Annotated in this window: 18 protein-coding genes and 1 pseudogene; 8 read left to right on the top strand and 11 right to left on the bottom strand. The window is 66.6% G+C overall.

All coding sequences use genetic code 11. The features are described 5' to 3' along the window. Positions 1-85: 85 nt before the first annotated feature. On the bottom strand, positions 86-1,117 hold the full coding sequence (locus CXQ90_RS15065) for an N-acetylglucosamine kinase (RefSeq protein WP_104140197.1): 1,032 nt from the start codon (positions 1,115-1,117) through the stop codon (positions 86-88). Further along, positions 1,117-2,523 carry a sugar porter family MFS transporter gene (locus tag CXQ90_RS15060; protein WP_258064545.1) on the bottom strand — a complete coding sequence of 469 codons (1,407 nt, stop codon included), beginning with the start codon at positions 2,521-2,523 and terminating at the stop codon, positions 1,117-1,119. Before CXQ90_RS15060 ends, CXQ90_RS15065 begins: the two co-directional genes overlap by 1 nt. 119 nt (positions 2,524-2,642) lie before the next feature. Between CXQ90_RS15060 and CXQ90_RS15055 the strand changes: the two genes are divergently transcribed. Both CXQ90_RS15055 and CXQ90_RS15050 read left to right on the top strand, forming a co-directional pair. Further along, entirely contained in the window at positions 2,643-3,359 is a 717-nt protein-coding gene (locus CXQ90_RS15055) for a GntR family transcriptional regulator (protein ID WP_104140196.1), read from the top strand. A 215-nt stretch (positions 3,360-3,574) separates the two neighbouring features. After that, entirely contained in the window at positions 3,575-4,012 is a 438-nt protein-coding gene (locus CXQ90_RS15050) for a hypothetical protein (protein WP_104140195.1), read from the top strand. A gap of 130 nt (positions 4,013-4,142) precedes the next feature. Here CXQ90_RS15050 and CXQ90_RS15045 read toward each other — a convergent pair whose 3' ends face one another. Both CXQ90_RS15045 and CXQ90_RS15040 read right to left on the bottom strand, forming a co-directional pair. After that, positions 4,143-5,306, bottom strand: a complete 1,164-nt coding sequence (locus CXQ90_RS15045; protein WP_104140194.1) for an ABC transporter substrate-binding protein — start codon at positions 5,304-5,306, stop codon at positions 4,143-4,145. A 192-nt stretch (positions 5,307-5,498) separates the two neighbouring features. Then, on the bottom strand, positions 5,499-6,113 hold the full coding sequence (locus CXQ90_RS15040; protein ID WP_104140193.1) for a hypothetical protein: 615 nt from the start codon (positions 6,111-6,113) through the stop codon (positions 5,499-5,501). 241 nt (positions 6,114-6,354) lie between these two features. Between CXQ90_RS15040 and CXQ90_RS15035 the strand changes: the two are divergent. The 4 genes and pseudogenes from CXQ90_RS15035 to CXQ90_RS15020 form a co-directional block, all read left to right on the top strand. Then, positions 6,355-6,531: pseudogene (locus CXQ90_RS15035) on the top strand (ABC transporter substrate-binding protein); the annotation flags it as partial. Positions 6,532-6,785: 254 nt separating this feature from the next. Then, a complete protein-coding gene (locus CXQ90_RS15030; RefSeq protein WP_104140192.1) occupies positions 6,786-7,598 on the top strand; it encodes an alpha/beta fold hydrolase in 813 nt (270 codons plus the stop codon). A 90-nt stretch (positions 7,599-7,688) separates the two neighbouring features. Continuing rightward, positions 7,689-8,111, top strand: coding sequence for a VOC family protein (locus CXQ90_RS15025; RefSeq protein ID WP_104140191.1), 423 nt, complete (start codon positions 7,689-7,691; stop codon positions 8,109-8,111). Between the two features lie 40 nt (positions 8,112-8,151). Beyond that, complete coding sequence (locus tag CXQ90_RS15020) at positions 8,152-8,397, top strand: hypothetical protein (protein WP_104140190.1); 246 nt, start codon at positions 8,152-8,154, stop codon at positions 8,395-8,397. Between the two features lie 92 nt (positions 8,398-8,489). On the opposite strand, the gene CXQ90_RS15015 is transcribed toward CXQ90_RS15020, so the two are convergent. The 6 genes from CXQ90_RS15015 to CXQ90_RS14990 form a co-directional block, all read right to left on the bottom strand. After that, positions 8,490-9,794: an ammonium transporter gene (locus tag CXQ90_RS15015; protein WP_104140189.1), complete on the bottom strand. Its 1,305-nt coding sequence runs from the start codon at positions 9,792-9,794 to the stop codon at positions 8,490-8,492. A 184-nt stretch (positions 9,795-9,978) separates the two neighbouring features. Next, on the bottom strand, positions 9,979-11,568 hold the full coding sequence (locus CXQ90_RS15010; protein WP_104140188.1) for an FG-GAP-like repeat-containing protein: 1,590 nt from the start codon (positions 11,566-11,568) through the stop codon (positions 9,979-9,981). 148 nt (positions 11,569-11,716) lie between these two features. After that, entirely contained in the window at positions 11,717-12,805 is a 1,089-nt protein-coding gene (locus CXQ90_RS15005; protein ID WP_104140187.1) for a calcium:proton antiporter, read from the bottom strand. 181 nt (positions 12,806-12,986) lie between these two features. Beyond that, a complete protein-coding gene (locus CXQ90_RS15000; RefSeq protein WP_104140186.1) occupies positions 12,987-13,232 on the bottom strand; it encodes a hypothetical protein in 246 nt (81 codons plus the stop codon). Positions 13,233-13,644: 412 nt separating this feature from the next. Then, complete coding sequence (locus CXQ90_RS14995) at positions 13,645-14,358, bottom strand: GAF and ANTAR domain-containing protein (RefSeq protein ID WP_104140185.1); 714 nt, start codon at positions 14,356-14,358, stop codon at positions 13,645-13,647. Between the two features lie 9 nt (positions 14,359-14,367). After that, a complete protein-coding gene (locus CXQ90_RS14990; RefSeq protein ID WP_104140184.1) occupies positions 14,368-15,072 on the bottom strand; it encodes a GAF domain-containing protein in 705 nt (234 codons plus the stop codon). A gap of 512 nt (positions 15,073-15,584) precedes the next feature. Between CXQ90_RS14990 and CXQ90_RS14985 the strand changes: the two genes are divergently transcribed. After that, positions 15,585-16,595, top strand: a complete 1,011-nt coding sequence (locus CXQ90_RS14985) for an alpha/beta fold hydrolase (RefSeq protein ID WP_104140183.1) — start codon at positions 15,585-15,587, stop codon at positions 16,593-16,595. Between the two features lie 306 nt (positions 16,596-16,901). Next, on the top strand, positions 16,902-17,378 hold the full coding sequence (locus tag CXQ90_RS14975) for a hypothetical protein (RefSeq protein WP_104140182.1): 477 nt from the start codon (positions 16,902-16,904) through the stop codon (positions 17,376-17,378). A 415-nt stretch (positions 17,379-17,793) separates the two neighbouring features. Here CXQ90_RS14975 and CXQ90_RS14970 read toward each other — a convergent pair whose 3' ends face one another. Next, the gene (locus CXQ90_RS14970) at positions 17,794-18,423 is read right to left on the bottom strand and encodes a DUF3618 domain-containing protein (protein ID WP_104140181.1); all 630 of its coding nucleotides are present in this window, start codon (positions 18,421-18,423) and stop codon (positions 17,794-17,796) included. Positions 18,424-18,453 lie beyond the last annotated feature (30 nt).

Below are 18,453 nucleotides of genomic sequence, written 5' to 3'. Positions count from 1 at the left end.
TCCTCGAAGGATCGGGACGTGGGCTTGGGGTTGGGTACTTGGAATCGGAGTGATTGGGGCGGGAAATGGACGGGGGCAGGCGGACTCAGGCCGGGACCGGGCCGTGCAGTTGGACAGACGCGGCGGCATCGTCGAGGGCCAGCTTCACGGCGCCCCAGGCGGGGGCGCGGTCCAGCACCCGTACGTCGGCCAGGCCGCCCGCCTCCAAGAGCTCCGCAACCCGGCCAGCCAGCGCCGGCTGGTTGACCAGCATCCCGCCGGCCAGCAGGACAGGCTGAGCGGCGTGCCCGGCCCCGGGGATGCTGCCCAGCCTCTCGTTGACCGCGACGGCGAGGACGGCAAGGTGCCGGGCCGCGTCGTCGACGATCGCGGCGCTGACCCGGTCCGCCCGGGCCGCAAGTTCGAGGACCGTTCCGGCCAGACCGGCCCAGTACCTGCGCTCCGGCTTCCGGTAAAAGAGGTCCAGCAGTTCCGCGGGTCCGGCAGCGCCGGTCCGGTCCAGGAGGCGGGCCGTCAGCGGCCCGGCGGGCAGGCCGCCGTCGTGCTCGGAAAGGGCGTTGCGGACCGCGCTGCGGGCCACCGCGTAACCGCTCCCCTCATCGCCCAGCAGGTATCCCCAGCCGCCCGCCCTGGCCTCGCTGCCATCGGCCGTCCGTGCCCAGGCGGCGGAGCCGGTGCCGGAGATGAGGACTGTGCCGGCCGCGAGCCCTCCGGCGGCGAGGATGATGCGGGTGTCGTGGACCACACGGATCCGTGCACCGGGGAACTGACGGGACAGCAGGGCGGCGAGCCGGTCCCGGCCGTCGCGGGTGTCTGCGCCCGCGGCCCCGGCGACGACCGTGCCAATTCCGTGGCTGCCGGGGTTTCCCGCGCCGAGCCGGACGGCGATCTCCTCCAGTGCCGAGGCCGCCGCCTCGGGCCCGACGGAGGCGATGTTTGCGCTGCCCGCCGTGCACTCGGACGCGGCGTGCCCGTCCAGGCCGGAGCCGCCGCCGTCGAGACCGGCGCCTCCGGGGCCGTTGACACCGAACCCGGTACCGCCGTCGTCAGCGAGAATGGCGTGGGTCTTGGAGCCGCCGATATCCAAGCCCAGCACACGGTCCGTGACGCGCGGCATCACTTGGCCGCCGGCTTGCTGCCGGTAGCTTCCGGCCAGCGGGCGCCGTTTTCCCAGTAGTGGCGGATTTCTTCCAGGTTCCGGCCCTTGGTTTCCGGTGCGAGGCGGTGGACAAAGATGAAGCCGGCGACGGCCAGCGCGCCGAACACCGCGAAGGTGCCTGCGCCGCCCAGCCGCTGCAGCATGGTCAGGAAGAACGCCGCGACAATCACGTTGGCCACGAGGTCGGAGGTCAGCATGGCGCTGGCTCCGAGTGAACGGAGCCGGGCGGGAAAGGACTCGCCGGCGTAGACCCAGACCAGCGCGCCGAAGCCGAAGGTGAAGCCCACCGTGAACAGCAGGACTCCGAGGAACCCGACCACCGTCAGGGCGCCGCCGAAGTCGCGGCCCACCATGAACACGGCGACGAGGATGACGTTGGCGACGATCATCATGCCGATGCCGCCGAGCAGGATGGGCCGCCGTCCCACCCGGTCCACCAGGGACAGTGACACGAAGACGGCAACCAGGGCAGCGGCCTGGACCAGTGCGGGCAGCAGAAGGAGCGCGGCGTTGCCGGTGAAGCCCATCGCTTCGAAGATCCGCGGGCTGTAGTAGACCACGGCGTTGATGCCCGTGATCTGGATGAAGAACCCGAGGCCGACGACGAATACGGTCGCCTTGAGGTAGGGGGAGCGCAGCATCTCCCGCAGGCCCCCGCCGCGTTCTTCGCTGATGGCGCGCTGCATGTCGGCCAGTTCGGCGTCCACGTCGGCATTGGGCTCAATGGAGGACAGGGTGCGGCGGGCCTCTTCCTTGCGTCCGCGCATCATGTACCACCGGGCGGTGTCCGGGAGGCGGAGCGTCACGGCCAGGACCGCGACGGCGGGAACTGCTGCCAGGCCCAGCATCAGCCGCCAGTTCTCGGACGCGGAAAGTGCGTAGGCAGCCAGGTACCCGATGATGATGCCGATGACCGTGGCCACCTGGTAGGCGACGAGCAGGGCGCCGCGCACCTTGGGAGGCGCCGATTCCGCCACGAAGACAGGCACCACAACCACCGAGATGCCGATGGTGAGGCCGAGCAGGAGGCGGGCAATGAGCAGCATGGGGACATCAGCGGCCAGGGCGCTGAGCACGGCGAAAGCGGCATACGCTCCGGCGACGCCCACCATGCAGGCCTTCCGGCCGATCTTGTTGGCGAGCCAGCCGGCCAGGACGGCGCCGAGCACTTCGCCGATGACGACGGCGGTGGTCACCAACTCCTGTTGGCTGGTGGAGAGCTGGAATTCCTTGGTGATGAACAGCAGGGCGCCTGCGATATTCGACAGATCGTAGCCGTAGATAATTCCGATGGTGGCGGCGGTGCCGCCGACCAGAAGGCCAAGGCGGGGAGTCTGGCGCAGGTCTTGCAGGAACGACATCATTGGGTCCTTGTGCGTGGGAGATGTAGTGGGAGCGTCCGCAGGTTCGGACTATTGGTATAAACCAATTTATCCAATTTTGGCGTAGACCAATTTTCCTGTCAATAGGTAATATCGGATCCATGGAGACCCCCGCCCCTGCCGCGCTGCCCAAGTACTACGTACTCAAGGAGCAGATCCTCACTCTCATTGAGGACGCGGTCCCGGGCACCCTGATTCCCACGGAGCGGGCGCTCGCCGAGCAATACGGCACGTCCCGCACCACCGTGCGGCAGGCGATCGGCGAGCTTGTGTCGGAGGGTCGCTTGGACCGCACCCAAGGGAGGGGCACGTTCGTGGCCCCGCCCAAGGTGACGCACGTCCGCCAGCTCACGTCGTTTACGGATGACGCGGCAAGCCAAGGAATGACCGCCTCCGCGAGGATCCTGGACGTCAGCGAGGTGCCGGCCGATCCCGTGACCGCCAGGCGTTTGGCCGTGGAGCCGGGTGCGGTAGTGCACCGGGTTGAGCGCATCAGGCTGGTCAACGGGGAGCCGCTCGCCCACGAAACGGCTTTCCTCGCGGGCGAGCTGCCGGGCCTTGCGGGCAACGTGGAAGTTCGGGGATCGCTGTACTCGGCCCTGCGCGAGGACTACGGGATCCGCATCAGTGAGGTCGAGGATACGGTGGAGACCAAGCTCGCGGGCCCTGACGAGGTCCGGTTGCTGGCCGTCGAAATGGGGGCGCCCATGCTGCTGGTGCACCGGCTCGGACTTGATCCGGACGGCCGTCCCGTTGAGTGGACCGAGTCGGTCTTCAGGGGCGACCGGTTCCGCTTCGTGGCCCGGATGCACGTCTAGGAATCCCGCTGCGGCTGCCGCTGGCTTCGTAAGCTGCTCCGGGCCCGTGCGCCGGAAAATCCGGGCAGTTCTTACGCCGTGAGGCGCCCCATTAACCCGTGTTGCGTCCTGAGTCGGTGGGTGTCGCAGGGCATTGAGAAGTATGTACCCGGGTGGTTGTGTGGGTCCACAAGCATCAACGGGGTGGCCCAGCGCCCTCCTTGAATCGGGGGGCCATGATCACAGCTTTGGTTCACAGGATCCGGACGCAGTGCAGCGCGGAACTGAATCTCTTCCGCAGCCAGGTGCACGCCCTGACCTGGCAGGACATCGGCCCCGGCGGCCTGGACGCAGCGGCCACCACCATGGCCCGCCGGCCGTGCCTGGCCACCCCGGGCGTGTCCGTGGAAATCGTTGGCTTCACGCGCTGGCTTCCCGCGGACGGGACTGCTGCGGCGGGGGTGGCGGTGGCCATGAACCTTCATCCCGACCGCCGGGCGTCCAGTGTGCACTGGGAAGAAGCCCATGCCTGGGCCGTTGCGGTTGCCGAGGCGCCGTGGGTGGTGGCCGAATACATCGGGAGCCAGGAGAGTCCCGGCGGCATGGTCTTCCACTATGCGTTGAAGTCCGCCGAGGATTTGTGCCGCTTCGAGGAGGTCCCGACGGCGTTATAGGCGCCCCGCGCGGGACAAGACGCATCACACAAAGGTCGGCCAGACGACGTGCCCGGCCACGCAAAAAGGTCCGGCGGGAATGTTCCCGCCGGACCTTTTCTGCTGTTGGTGGATTGCTGGTTCTCCCCGGTCAGTCCTTGCCGAGCCCGCCCGCGGACGCCTTCTGCCCGGTGACCGAGTTGAGCGTGGTGAGGTCGAAGATGCCGTTGATGTCGGCCTGTTTGGTGGTGCCCGCGTCCACGCCGTCCTGCAGGAGCTTGGTGAACGTGCCGGCCAGCGGGTCGACGGTGAACACGATGTTCTGCAGCGAGCGGTCGATGACGTCCTGCGGCAGCGCCTTGCCCGCCGCGTCCTTCAGGGCCGCGTTCACCTCGGTGGCCTTTTCGGCGGCGGGGGTGCCGTTGAGCCACTTGACCGCCTCGACGTGGCCCTTGAGCAGCGCCTCGACGGTCTGCGGGTGTTCGGCGGCGAACTTCTTGTTCACGATCAGGATGGTGGTGGGGAACTCGCCCGGCTTCCCGGTTAGCGACCCGTCCCACAGGTCCTTCTCGTCCACCAGGACCTTCGCGCCGGCCTGGAGCACCAGCCGGGATGCCCACGGCTCGGGCAGCCAGGCGCCGTCGAGCTTGCCGTCTTGGAACAGCTTCAGGGTCTGGGCGTTCTCGGTGGGGTTGATCGCCACGTCCCCGCCGCCGTCGGTGTTGGTCTTGAAGCCCTGCTTGCCCAGCCAGGCGCGCAACGCCACATCCTGCGTGCCGCCCAGCTGCGGGGAGGCCAGCGTCTTGCCCTTCAAATCCGCCGCGGTCTTGATCTCCGGCTTGACCACCAGCTGCGCCCCGCCCGAGGCCGCGCCGGCGATGATGCTGACCGACTCGCCCTTGCTCTTGACGAACGAGTTGATCGCCGGGTTCGGGCCGATGTAGGTCGCGTCGATCGCGCCGGCGTTCAGCGCCTCGACGGCCGCGGGCCCGGCGTTGAACACCTGCGTGGAGAGCTTGGTGCCGCCCAGGTTCTGCTCGATGAAGCCCTGCTTCACGCCCACCAGGGCCGCGGCGTGGGTGATGTTGCCGAAATAGCCCAGCTTCAGCTCCGCGGCCGGGCTCGTGGCGGCTGCGGTGTTGGCGGCTACCGCGTCAGTGCTGCGGGCGGCTGTCGACGCCACGGCGGCGCCGGCGCCGAGGACGGCAATGATGCCGGCCGCGATGCCGAGCTTGAGCTTGCGGGTGTACTTCGGGCTACGGGTCTCGCCCGCGGCGATGCGGGTGGATCCCGGGTTGTCCTTTGAGTCCGACATGGTGTTTCCTTCGAGGTGTTGGGGTTGTTGGACTGAGGTTACGTAGCGCCTCACGCCGCCCACAACGGCTGCCGTAGCAGGGATACACCGGACGTCGCGGACGTTCACCGGAAGTCGCAAACCGTCAAATTTCGCCAGGGGTCCAAGCGCCGGACGCGGAGCCGCGGGCCTCAAAAGCGAGGCGCGCAAGCGTCAAAGTGCATCCTGCGCTGACTTCAGGGTGTCCAGGACGGCGGGCAGGAGGCGGTCGTTCCGCCCCCACACGGGGTCGAGCAGCTCGATGTACCAAGAGTCGGCTAGGACCAGGGCAAGCGTTTCGTTGCTTTCCTCGGCCCAGTCCCGGATCTGTTCGGATTCAATGGGGCTCTCGCTGGTCCCGAGGACGGTGACCACCTCGTCGCCGTCAAGCGTCACGGGAATGGAAGCGTTGCTCATCTCACCCGGGGCGTGCGCGACGGCGACGAGCTCGGTCTGCGTCGAAAGCTGCAGGAGGAGCCGTGCCGACTCGGGCGAGCAGAAGCCCGTCACGTACTGTCGCTGGGCCTGACCGGCTTCCGCCGGAAGGCCGGGCTGGGACTCCTTCGTGAAGAACCCGCTGCGGTTGATCTCGGCCAGCTGCCCGGCAATGGGTCCGGTTTCGGCGTCGAAGCTCGGGGCAAGGGTGCCCGCCTGGTACTGGCTCTTGCCTTCCAGCCAGCGCGCGGTCAGCTCGCCCGCCGCGGCAAGCGTGGTGGCCTGCCGCCACACTTCCCTGTCCACCAGGAGCCTGCCGTAGCTGTCCCGTTCGTCCGTGAAGTGATTGTTCATAGTTTCGAGCCTAGAGCCGTTTGCCGGCTGCCGGACAGGGGACATGACGGCGCCGGACGCAGGATGAACCGCCGTTACGCCGTGTATCCCACCGTTTCGGGGCGCTTTGACCGGGTATTTCCGCTGCCGGATAGTGGCTGCCACAAGAACCTCACCCGCTACTTCCAAGGGGAAAATCATGGCCCGCAACACTCGAAAATCCGGTGCCGGCGCGCTCAAAGCCGGGCGTCAGCCTGGAAGCCAAGCGAGCATCGCAGCCACCACGAAAGAGGGCAACGGCTTCGCTGCCGCCGCCCAGGCCGGACTGAGCCACCTGATCGAGGACGGCAGCTACGCCAAGATCCTGGACCGCTGGGGCCTCTCGTCCGAAGCCGTGCAGAAGTCCGAACTGAACCCGGCGGGCCTGCCCAAGAAGTAGCCCGCCGACGACGAATCCCCGCCGGAAAACCACCCGGCGGGGATTCTTGGGTTTCAGGCTACCGACAAACGGTATTCCTCCAGCACGACCCATCGCGGAGGGACGACCACAACAGGGGTCATCCAGGTGACACGTGACAGATTTCCACTGCTCCCGCTAATCGCCGGGTCGGAGTATGATCTGGCGCAGTTAATGGCGTGCAGCCGCGCGGGCCCATCAGGCAACGCCGGGCCGGCAGAGAGGAGAGCCGAGCAATGGGGAAGCACGTACGGGCCGGTGACCTGGACATCTGGACCGAGCAGGCCGGCGAGGGACCGGACGTCCTGTTGATCGGAGGCCTGGGCGACACGGTCGAGTCCTGGCAGCTCCAGCTCGACGGGCTCGCGGACCGCTACCGGCTGACCGCGTTCGACAACCGCGGTGCGGGACGGACCGCCATGCCGGACGGACCTGTCTCGGTGGAGGCTATGGCAGACGACGCCGCCGGGGTCCTCAGGGCCCTGGATATTGGCGCCGCCCACGTCGCCGGCTTCTCCGGGGGCAGCATCATCGCCCAAGAACTGGCACTCCGCCACCCAGGGCTCGTCCGGAGCCTGGTGCTGCAGAGCACTTGGTCCGTGCCGGATCCTTACCTTCGCTCATGGGGCCTTTTCATCCGCTCATTTGCCGAAGTGGCTCCGAGCGAGCGGGCGTTCCTCGAAGGGCTCTTTCTGGACATCTACACGGCGCGGGCTCACAACGACGGCACCGTGAGCCAGTTCATCGAGGAGGTGCTGGCATTTCCGCACAAGCAGCGCACCGAGGACCTGCAGCGCTTCATCGACGCCATTCTCAGTCACGACACAAGTGACAGCCTCCCGCAGATCGCCGTCCCGACTCTCGTCCTGGCTGGCGGCCGCGACTCGACCAGCCGCCCGGAGCTCTGCCGCGCCGTTGCCAACGGGATACCCGGGGCCCTCTTCGAGGTCATGGAGCAGGAAGCCCACCAGCCGTTCCAAGAGGTCCCTGACCAGTGGAACGCCCGCGTACACGCCTTTTGGCGCGAGGTTGAAGAGCAGGCTTCGTAGGGGAGAGCCCCGCTGCTGGCTCCCGCCACGGGGCAGATAATCAGCGGTAGAACGGGCCCGTAACGGTACCTCCTGGACTATCGTGGTGCCATGCCCAGCAGACTAGCTGTCATTGCCATCGACGCGATCCGGCCACAGGTGGTGGCCGACTTCTGGTGCGCCGTCCTCGGCTGGCATGTTGTCGAAGAGAATACCGACATCATCAGCATCGCGCCGCGGGATAAGGCCTGGCCTTCCATCGATGTGATCGCGGTCCCCGAGGGCAAGACCGTCAAGAACCGGCTGCATTTCGACCTGCGGGCGGACGGCGTGTCCACCGCCGAGGAGCTCGAGCGGCTGCTCGATCTCGGCGCGCGGCGCACAGACGTGGGGCAGGGCCCGGACGTCAGTTGGGTGGTGCTGGCTGATCCCGAGGGCAACGAGTTCTGCCTGCTGTCCCGATCCGTCCAGGACGTCGAAGATCTTCGACCGGGGCTCGGCCGCCGCGGAACGCAGGAAAGATCCGGCGGCTGAATTCCAGGCGCACAAGGGCTCGGTCTGGCCGCATGACACCATGCTTGCGGCCGAGGGCATGGCGTCCTACGGGCACGTCGACGAGGCACGGGCGGTTGCGGCGGGAATGCGGGAAGCGGCTGCCCACTTCGGCAACACGCTGCCCGAGCTGTTCGGCGGGTTCAGCCGGGCCGACTTTCCGGTCCCGGTGAAGTACCACCATGCGGGTTCGCCCCAGGCCTGGGCCGCCGCTGCCGGGATGTCGGCCGACAGGCTTGCCGCCGGCTCGTCCACCGCGCCGGCCTAAAGAGACGAAGAACCCCGCGCAAATCATTCTGCGCGGGGTTCCTCTGGACAGCAACTTCGCACTTGGGGGAATGCGGAGGTGCTGAAACCAAACTATCGGTTTGCGTCCTTCGCTTCAACCGGAGATCCCAGGTTCACCGGGTCCTCGTCCGTGAGGTAGGCGAACTCGGAGTGGGCGGCCAGGTCAATGCCGCGCAGCTCGTCCTCCTCGTGGATGCGAAGACCCATGGTGACGTCCATGACCTTGGCAATGACCCAGGTCAGGCCGAAGGAATAGGCCAGCACGGCCACCGTGGCAAGGGCCTGGATGCCCAGCTGCGCCGGCCCTCCGCCGTACAGCAGGCCGCTGACCCCGTTAGGGGCGCTGTCAGTGGCGAAAATGCCGATCAGGAGCGTGCCGATGATGCCGCCCACCAGGTGCACGCCGACGACGTCCAGGGAATCGTCGAACCCGAGGCGGAACTTCCATTCGATGGCCAGCGAGCAGACGGCTCCGGCAATGGCGCCGATGGCCACCGCCCCGAGGGGGCTGACGGCACCGCAGGCGGGTGTGATGGCCACCAGGGCCGAGACAAGCCCGGAGGCCGCGCCCATGCTGGTGGTTGCGCCGCGCCTGATCCGCTCGACCAGTGCCCAGGCGAGGAGTCCGGCAGCCGCGGCCACTGCAGTGTTCAGGAACACGACAGACGCGGAGTGCCCGGCGGTCAAAGCGGAGCCGGCGTTGAAACCGAACCATCCGACCCACAGCAGGCCGGCGCCCACCAGGACCAGGGGCCGGCTGTGCGGCTTGGTGTGCTCCATCTTGGGCCAGCCTGAGCTCCGGCCCAGGACGAGGGCCAGGGCGAGGGCCGCGGCGCCGGCGTTCATGTGCACGGCCGTTCCGCCGGCGAAGTCGATCGCCTTGATTCCGTTCGCTATCCAGCCGCCCGTCACGGAGCCGTCCGCGGAATTGAACGCGAAAACCCAGTGCGCAATGGGAAAGTACACCAGCGTGGCCCACACGCCGGCGAACACCATCCAGGCCCCGAACTTCATCCGGCCCGCGGCCGCCCCGGCGACCAGCGCCGTGGTGACGCAGGCAAAGAACAGTTGGAAGGCAGTGAAAAGCGCTGTGGGCAGGGCAGCCTCGGAGTCATCGGCCAGCACCGGTTCGAGGCCGGCGTACTGCGTGATGTCCCCGATCAGGCCCATGCCGTAAACGGAATTGCCAAAGGCCATCGAGTAACCGAACAGGGCCCAGAGCACCGCCACCAGGCTGGCCCCGCCAAAGCACATCATCATCATGTTCAGGATCCGGCGCGATCCCACCATGCCGCCGTAAAACAGGGCCAGGGCGGGAATCATCATGCAGACCAGGGCGGAACTTGCGAGGATCCAGGCAACATCTCCAGCGTTCACGGGAACTCCACTCGTAATCGGGGTGAGGCATCTTGCTGAGACCGACGAATGCCGTTGTCCACACAACATAAGGCGCGGTGAACTGCGGTGGGTTTCGCGTACGTAAAATGCTTGTCACCGCCGGGCGGGTCCGAGCGGTGACCATAGGGCTGCTCCCGGCAGGGCCAGGCCAATGGCGGCCGGGCTAGAAGAGCGGAGCCAGGCCGTTCCAGCCGGGGCCCACCTGCACCCTTGAAAGGAATGTGCCGGATCCGTTGCCGCGGTAGAGCCACAGGACGCCAGTACCGTCACGCGCCAGCAGGTCGGGGTTGCGGTCGCCGTTGAAGTCGCCGGGGCTCATGACGACGGTCATGGCGTTCCAGCCGTTGCCTGCCCGGATGCGGGGCAGGAATCCGCCAGTGCCGTTGCCGGTGTAGAGCCACAGGTTTCCGGTGGCCGCCTCCCGTGCCAGCACATCGGCGGCTCCGTCGTTGTTCATGTCACCGGGACCCACGAGGGCGTTGAAGATGTTCCAGCCGTTGCCTGCCCGGATGCGGGGGAGGAATCCGCCGGTGCCGTTGCCGGGGTAGAGCCACAGGTTTCCGGTAGCCGTCTCCCGCGCAAGGACGTCCACGCGCTGGTCGCCGTTGAAGTCACCCGGGCCCAGAATGGCGTTGAAGATGTTCCAGCCGTTGCCCGCCCGGACGCGGGACAGGAATCCGCCGGTCCCGTTGCCGCGGTAGAGCCACAGGGCTCCGGTGGATGTTTCCCGGGCAAGGACGTCCAGCGGGCCGTCGCCGTTGAAGTCGCCCGGGGTTTCAAGTGCATTGAACGCGTTCCAGCCGTTGCCGATCCGGGCGCCGGGCAGCCTGCCGCCCAGCCCGGTCCCGGGGTACATCCGCAGATCGCCCGTGGCCGTTACCCGAGCGAGGACGTCGTTCCTCCAGTCCCCGTTGAAGTCTGCAGTCGCCCTGGACAGTGTGGATGCCGGAACGGGCAGCGGAGTGAAGGCATAGGGTTCGCAGGTCAGATCGTAGTCCCGCACGTCGTCGTACCACTGCGAAAGGTAGACGCGGCCGCCGGAGAAGCTGGCCTTCCGGCAGAGATCCAGGGCTTCAGAGGGGAAATCGAGGCGGCCGGCGGTGGCCCAGACCGGGACGCCGGAGAGGCGCCAGGAGCCGGTGATGCTGGCCCAGCCGGAGGCGAACGAGTAGACGCCGTACGAGAATCCGGCGTCGCGGAGGCCCCGCATCAGGCCTTCGATGAGGTAGCGGTTTTCACGCTGCTGCTGGGCTGTGGCGGTGGGCCATGGCTGGGCGGGCCGGGGCTCGACGTCGATCCACACCACCCGCGGTGCAAAGCGGGCCCGGGTCAGGCTGGCCACCGCGAAGCGCGCCTCCGCGTAGCCCACGTTGGAGAGCTGCCCGGCCCTGGTGCCGGAAGACCAAGGCCCCTGCGTCCGGTAGGTGGTGAGCTGCGCCGGGGTGGGGAATGCCGCCATAGTGTAGGCCTGCGCGGGCTTGCCGTTGGTCCTTGCCCAGGCCACCTGGCTGGCCAGGCAGGGGTTCTCGGTGAAAGGCAGCCCTTTCGTCAGCCCGATGACGACGAACTGGGACGACGCTGGCGGAAGGGGAAGGCCAAAGCCGCCCACCGCCGTCGGGCATTGGGGCCAGGAGATATCGTGGCCGTACAGCGGAGCGGCCTGCGCGCGAGGTGCCGCGGAAACGAAACCGAGGAGCAGCGCAATGCCGACCACGAATGCCGTCAGGAAGCGCCGCGCCGATGCCGCCATCATGCCTGCCGCCCCCGCTCGCCGCTCTGGGGCACCGGGCAACCGCTGACCTTCCACGCGGGGAAAACCAGCTCCCAATGATGAACCTTTCCGTCCATCTCCGCCTGCTCCTTCGCCACCCCTATTTTATGTCGGGAAGGCGAAAGAGGCGCTAGGGAAACATGGCGAGAAAGACAAAAGCGGCGAACAGCACGAGATGAATGCAGCCCTGTAGGCGGGTGGCCCGCCCCGGAACCACCGTCAGAATGCCTACCGCCACGGTCAGGACGAGCAGGACGATTTGGGTCCCGCCAAGTCCCAGTGTCAGGGGCCCTTCAAGCCACAAAGTGGCGACGGCGATCGCCGGAATCGTCAGGCCGATGCTGGCAATCGCGGAGCCGTAGCCAAGATTCAGGCTAGTCTGCATGCGGCCGGCGGCGGCCGCGCGCGTGGCCGCCAGCCCCTCCGGCAACAGCACGAGCAGCGCAATGACCACGCCCACGAACGATTCCGGGATGCCGGCCTGGCTCACGCCCGCCTCGATGACAGGGGACACGGTTTTGGCAAGGCCGACGACGGCGACGAGTGCTGCGCACAGCAGGCCAAGACTGGTCACGGTGGCACGGACCGTCGGTGGGGGAGCGTGCACGTCCTCCGGGGTGTCGCCCGGCACGGCGACCGGCAGGAAGAAGTCCCGGTGGCGGACGGTCTGGGTCAGGACGAATACGCCATACAGGGCCAGCGATGCGATGGCAGCGAATCCGAGCTGCAGCGGGGAGAATTCAGGACCCGGACGCGAGGACGTGAACGTGGGCAGCACCATCGTCACCGTCGCGAGCGTGGCGACGACTGCCAGTTCCGCGCCGGTTCCTTCCGGATTGAAGCGGGTGACGCCGTGGCGGATCGCCCCGACCAGCAGTGCCAGCCCCACGATGCCGTTGGCGGTGATCATCACGGCAGCGAACACAGTGTCGCGCGCCAAGGAATGGCTGCCGGGTCCGCCGGACGCTATCAGGGTGACAATCAGGGCGACTTCAATGACCGTGACGGCCACAGCCAAGACAAGGGATCCGAACGGCTCGCCCACCCGATGGGCCACTATCTCTGCGTGATGAACGGCGGAGAGGACCGCGCCCACCAGAACGGCGGCGATGAAGGCCGCCAGGAGCGGTGCCGGGGAAACCTGCCAGGTCAGGGCGAGGACTATCAAACTGGCCAGCGGAACGATGGTGGTCCACGACGAGCGGAGCGGGCCGGCCACGGACTAACCTCGGCAGTTGGCCGGGCGGGCCAGTATTGCCGCTGGCGGACACGGCACTGTCAACGCACTCGTCATGTCCACCACTATGGCCGCGGGGCGGGCTTGACCGCAACGGTTCCCGTCAGCCTGCGGACCTGGGGCTTGCGTCGCCAGTGAGGTGCATCGCGCCCTCAGCCGGGAACTATCGGACCGACTGCTCCATGTCCGCGGCTGTATGCCCGGGATACGTGAGGGCGTCGGCCGCGTCGAGAACCTCCAGCGCGGTCATGTGGGCTGCGGCGGCCACGTCTCTGATGGGCATGCCGCGGTCGACGGCCCTCGCGACTGCAGCCTGCAGCTCGGGGGCAGAATGCTCGTGTTCAAAGTCTGGGAACGTGTACCTTGCGGCAGCTTCTTCAACCGCCCGGATAGCTTCTTCGCTAGTCATCACCGGCCTCCATGCCGCACCACGGCGCTGGCCTGTCGCTGTGGATCGCGCATCTCCTGTGTCATCACGCTTGGTCGTAATTCTGGGCAGCCCTTGGAGTTGTTCATGCCCTGGGCTGGTGATCGGTGGGGTCCACCGTGAGTCGCAGATGGTGCAGGCTATAGGCGACGCGGAGTCGCGTATTTCCGTGGCTGGTTGAGTGGAAGTGGCGTCCGCGGAGGCCGATTGGCCCGCGTTCCTGCTCGAAAAACGGCAGCCGCACCGCATTGAGCATCTGCTGCCTGGATTCGATTGGCTCCTCCTAGGATGGCGCTACAAAAAGCGCTGCCAGGGTCTGGGGCAACAATCGAATTTTAAGGGAAGCACGGCAAGTTGGAAAGAGCCCCACTAAACTCGTCAGCCAGCGCTTCAGCTAGAGGGTCAGAGTCCGGTCGATGACCTGTGATGCGGTGTCGTGCAGCGATTGGTTGTTGGCGCGTGCGAAGGTCCGTAGCCGCCTGAAGGCTTCTTCCATGTTGACGCTGGCGGTGTAGGCAATGACGCCCTTGGCCTGCTCGATGAGGACCCGGCTGTTCAAGGCGCGCTGCAATTGTTCGTTGACGAGGGCTGATTCCTTGAGCGTGCGTTCCTGCAGGATGCTGATCGTCGCAACATCGGCCAGCGCCTGGCCGATGGCGGAATCCTCCCGGCTCAGGGCTCCGGGTTGCTCGCCGAACAGGCCCATTGCTCCGATGGTCTTGCCGTGGACGCGCATGGGGACGGCGTGGACTGAACGGAATCCCTGCGAGAGCGCGGCCGCTTGGAATTCCGGCCAGCGACCGCTCAGGGCTTTGATGTCCTCCACGACCACCATCGTTCCGGTCCGGTAGCTCTCCACGCATGGCCCGGAGCCGGCTTCCAGCTGGAGTATCTCAACCAGCTGGCTGCGTTCGCTGGTGGAGGCCACAACCTGCAATTCGCCGTGCGGACCAGCGAGAAGCAGGCCGGCAGCCGCGGCGTCGAGCAGTTCGACTGAGGACTCGACGAGGGCGTGGAGCAAGTCCAGCACGTCGTAGTCAGCAACCAGCGTGTCTGTGATCCTTACGAAGGCCGCGCTCACGCGCTCAGCGCGGCTTGTCGTCACCATGCGCCCATTTTATCGCAGGCCCGGGTTGCCGCGCGTGTCATTCCGCGGGGCAAAACTCAGCTGGCCCTGCAGAACCGCATCAGCCGTTTCGCGCAGGGTCAATCCATTGGCAAACGCATGCGCGCGCAACAGCAGCAGGGCATCGGCGGCGGTCGCCCCTGCCTGCGCCAGCACCATTCCCGTGGCCTGGTGGATTTCCCGCCGCGACATGAGTGCGGCCTCCACGGCGGGGTCTTTGTCGGCCGGGTTGACCACGAGAACGCGTCGAAGCAGGTGCCATGCAGTCTGCCCGGCGAGCTTCGCTGCCGTCGAAAGATCGGTTTGGCTCAGGTTTCCCGGTTGCGTGTGGTGAAGTTCCACGACCCCCAGGTCCAAAGCGCCGAGCGTAAGCGGGAAGACAAACAGCGCCGCAGCCTCCGTCCCCATGAGCGCCTTGGTAAACACCGGCCACACGTACGGGTGGGTTTGCCGCACGTCAGGGACCAGCACGGGAAGGCGCGTTTGGAGTGCGTCCCATCTGGGACCTTCCCCCAGATCGAACTGCAGCTCATCCAGGCGTGCCGCCAGCGTGTCGCTCGCGCACACCAAGGTCTCGGAAGCGGCACCGCCGAACATGGAGACGGCAACGCCCGTCACGGGCAGTTGATTCAGGAAGGCGCTGCACAGGTCCCCGTTTTCGGTTTGGGCATCCGGCGAACCGTCGGAATCAGCCATGGACCCCGCCCCGTTGGAATGGGAATATCTGCGGGGCGGCGTGCGCAATGTCCATGGTGTGCCTCAGATCCCCAAGTCGTCCCGGTCGGGCAGAATCCGGTTGCGCGCCGAACGGGAGCAACTGGTCTTTCATCGCCAAGAATAGTCCCATCCTGCCAGTGTTTGCAGGTCAGGCCCTTCTGCGCCGAGCGGTTCACCGCCGAGCGCCTAAGGGCGTCCTGCCTGCCGCGTGCGGCTGTTGGCCTGCCGGCAGGTTTCGGTCATGTGCGCGAGCAACGCCTTGTCTGGGCAACCGGGGTAGACGGCCACGCATTCTCGCAGTTGCTGCCACCCGGGCACGGGAGGCCGCGCTTCTAGGCCTGACCGGCGGCGGGACCAGGTTCGGTGGGAGGGCTTGGGGGCTAGGCTTGGACCAGATCACCGCCGGGCCAACGTCAAGACGTCGGCTTCAGCAACCACAGCCTCGGCCGGCAGGGCACGCATAGACAGTTTCGGGCATCGAAAGGCTCATCATGCGCCTCTTTCCTCGTCGGACTGCGAGGCAGTCTCCGGACCCCGCAGGCGGCGCTCGAACGAAGCGCCGGCGCCCGCTACGGACCGCGGGCATCGCGGCACTGATGGTGCTGGGACTCGTGCTGGCCTCGACGGCGACAAACCTGATCCTTGAGCAGTCAGAAAAATCCAGCGTCAGCCCCTACGGCGAACGCATCGCAATCGACGGCGGCGGGATCAACGTGTACCGGAATGGACACTCCGGCCAGCCCATCGTCCTCCTTAGTGGCCTGGGAACACCGGCACCTGGTCTGGACTTCGCCCCGCTGATCCGCGAACTCGCAGGTTTCGACGTCATTGTCGTTGAGGGATTCGGCTACGGGTACAGCGACATGAAAGCCGGCGAGCGGACCAACCACAACATCAGCACGGAACTCCATGAAGTGCTGACCCGACTCCACATCAAACAGCCATATGTCCTGGCTGGACACTCCATCGCCGGTTTCTACACCCTTGACTACGCTAACCAGTACCCGGCGGAAGTGGCTGCAGTGATTGGAATCGACGCGACAATACCGAAACCGGGGAGCGAACCGGCAGAGGAACCGCAACCGGGTATCAACTGGGAACGGGCGCTCTCAGTGACCGGGGTGGTCCGCACCGTCACCGCAATCGCCCCCGCCCTCGCGGCTCCGGACAGTGATTCCTACACGCCCGACGAACTCGAACGCATGCGCCTGATGCTGAGCTGGAACTTCGGCAACGATGCTGTGGCCGACGAAACGGCTCGAATCGCCACCAACGCGGCAGCGCTCAGGGGTGTCCGCTATCCCGATGGGCTGCCCGTTCTGGCCTTTATCGCCGCTGACAACGAAGACTCGACACCCACCCGGACAGCCGCGACGCAGGACCTGCTGAATAACGTTGAACACCACGAAATTGTCACGCTGAAGGGCGGACACTACCTGCATTGGACCCAAGCCCAGCGCATGGCAGAAGTCATCACAGCGTTCCTCGACAAACACGGCTAACCGAAAATGGGTACCTGGAACCCGCTATCGGGATCGCGGACTCATCCTGATGCGGATCCTCGTCACGGGCGGCACCAGCGGAATCGGTGCCGCCCTCGTCCGCGAATCCCTCCGCGCCAGCCGCGCCGCGGGCATAGCATCCCCGTATGGAGACCAAGCTCTACTCCTATCTCAGCTACTCCGACGCACCCGCAGCTCGCCAGCCCGTATCGGTCGAACCCACGCTGGTTAGTCAAGGCTGTTTTTCAGGGCGCTTCGCCCCTAGGCTGAGCCTCACATCATCGACCTGTGGAGGCTCCTGTGCATATGTCCGAAAAGACCGACAGGGCGGTCCAAGCCCGTCATCTGCAAGAAATCCTCGTCGCCCGTCTCGCCAAGGGTAGGGAGTGGGCGACGCCCGGTGTCGAATCCGCCCTGCGCCGCGCACTGGGACGAATCGAGGCTGGCATCGACGTAGCATCACCCCAGCTCCAAGCCACTTTGAGGGCCATGGCCGATGAACTGGCCGGGGGAGTGGAAACACTTACTCCGCGGCTCCATGAGCGCATAGCGCGGATCATTCCCGAGGCAGAAGCGCCGGTCCCTGATAAAGCCACACGCGGCATCCTGACAAAGAAGCCCTGGTTGGTCGCAGCCGCCGCCGTTACAGCAATAGTCGCCGGGATTTCCCTATGGAGCGTGCTGCGAACCGGACAGACATCGGAAGTCAAGGACGAGGCCGCGCCGAAGGCCCAGCCAGTCCAAGGCGAACCTGTCCCAAACACCCTGCCGGATTCACCCTAAGCCCGGACCTGACAAGGGCCGGGCTTAGGGCCGGGCGCGGGACCGCCGCTGCTGGTGGGAGGTTTGTCGCCCCCGAAGGTGCGCCGTGCCTGCCGGCAACAGAGAGGCGCACCCTTGAGCGTCACCGGCGTGGACGGCCCTGAGTTTGGCCGCTGCGGGCCTTTCGGGCCTGTCGGGCGCGTACCAGGCGGCTGATGATGGTGGGCAGCAGAGCGAAAAGCACTTTCTTGAGCACGATCGAATCCTCGTTTCGTTGTTGTCAGCAATCAGCCGGTTATGTTGGACCGCCGGTGGAAGGGTTGTTTCCTGCCACCCGGGCTGCCGCCCTTGGACGTTGCTGCCAAAGGTCCTTCAATAGTGCAACGCAGCGGGGCCGCACTCCTATGGCACGGCCCCGCTGACGACACGCAGTGTCCTAGGTGTTCTGGACGTGGTCTTTCGCGTCCGTGGCGCTGGTCTTGACGTCGGAGACGGCTGTCTGGCCTTCTCCCTTGACGTGCTCGGCGGCGTCGGTGGCGGTGGCCTTGACGTTTTCCATGGCCTCCTGGGCGGGTTCCTTCAGGCCCTGGGCGACGTCCTTGGCGGCCTCGGTCAGCTGGGTGGTGACCGGTTCGGCGGCGGTCTTCAGGGCGTCGGCTGCCTCCCGTTCCTTCTGGCTCGGCGGGATCAGTGAGGACACGAGGAGCCCGGCGCCGAAGGCGATCAGCCCTGCCGCGAGGGGGCTGCCCTGCGTTTTCACGGCTGCCTGGTGCGGCGCGTCGCTGATGGCTGAGCCGGCGTCGCTGATGGCTGAGCCGGCAGAGCCGAGGGCTGATCCGGCAGAACCGGTGGCCGAGTGGACGTTGCCTGAGGCGTGGTCGGCTGCTCCCATGACTTTCTCCTTCACTCCGAAGACGGCGTCCTTTACCTTGTCCTTGGCCTTCTCGGTCTGGCGGTTGACGATGTTGGACGGGGTCACTTTGTCGGCGACGGCGTCCACGTTGGTGCCGAGGCGTTCGCGGGTTGCTTCGATGTCGGCGCGGATGGCGTCCGGGTTTTCACTCATCGGTGGTCTCCATTGGGTTTCAGGGTGGGC

The organism is Arthrobacter sp. ZGTC131, assembly GCF_002929275.1.
Lineage (GTDB): Bacteria > Actinomycetota > Actinomycetes > Actinomycetales > Micrococcaceae > Arthrobacter.
Note: the sequence above shows the minus strand (reverse complement) of the source record. Positions and strands in the feature narration are given on the sequence as shown.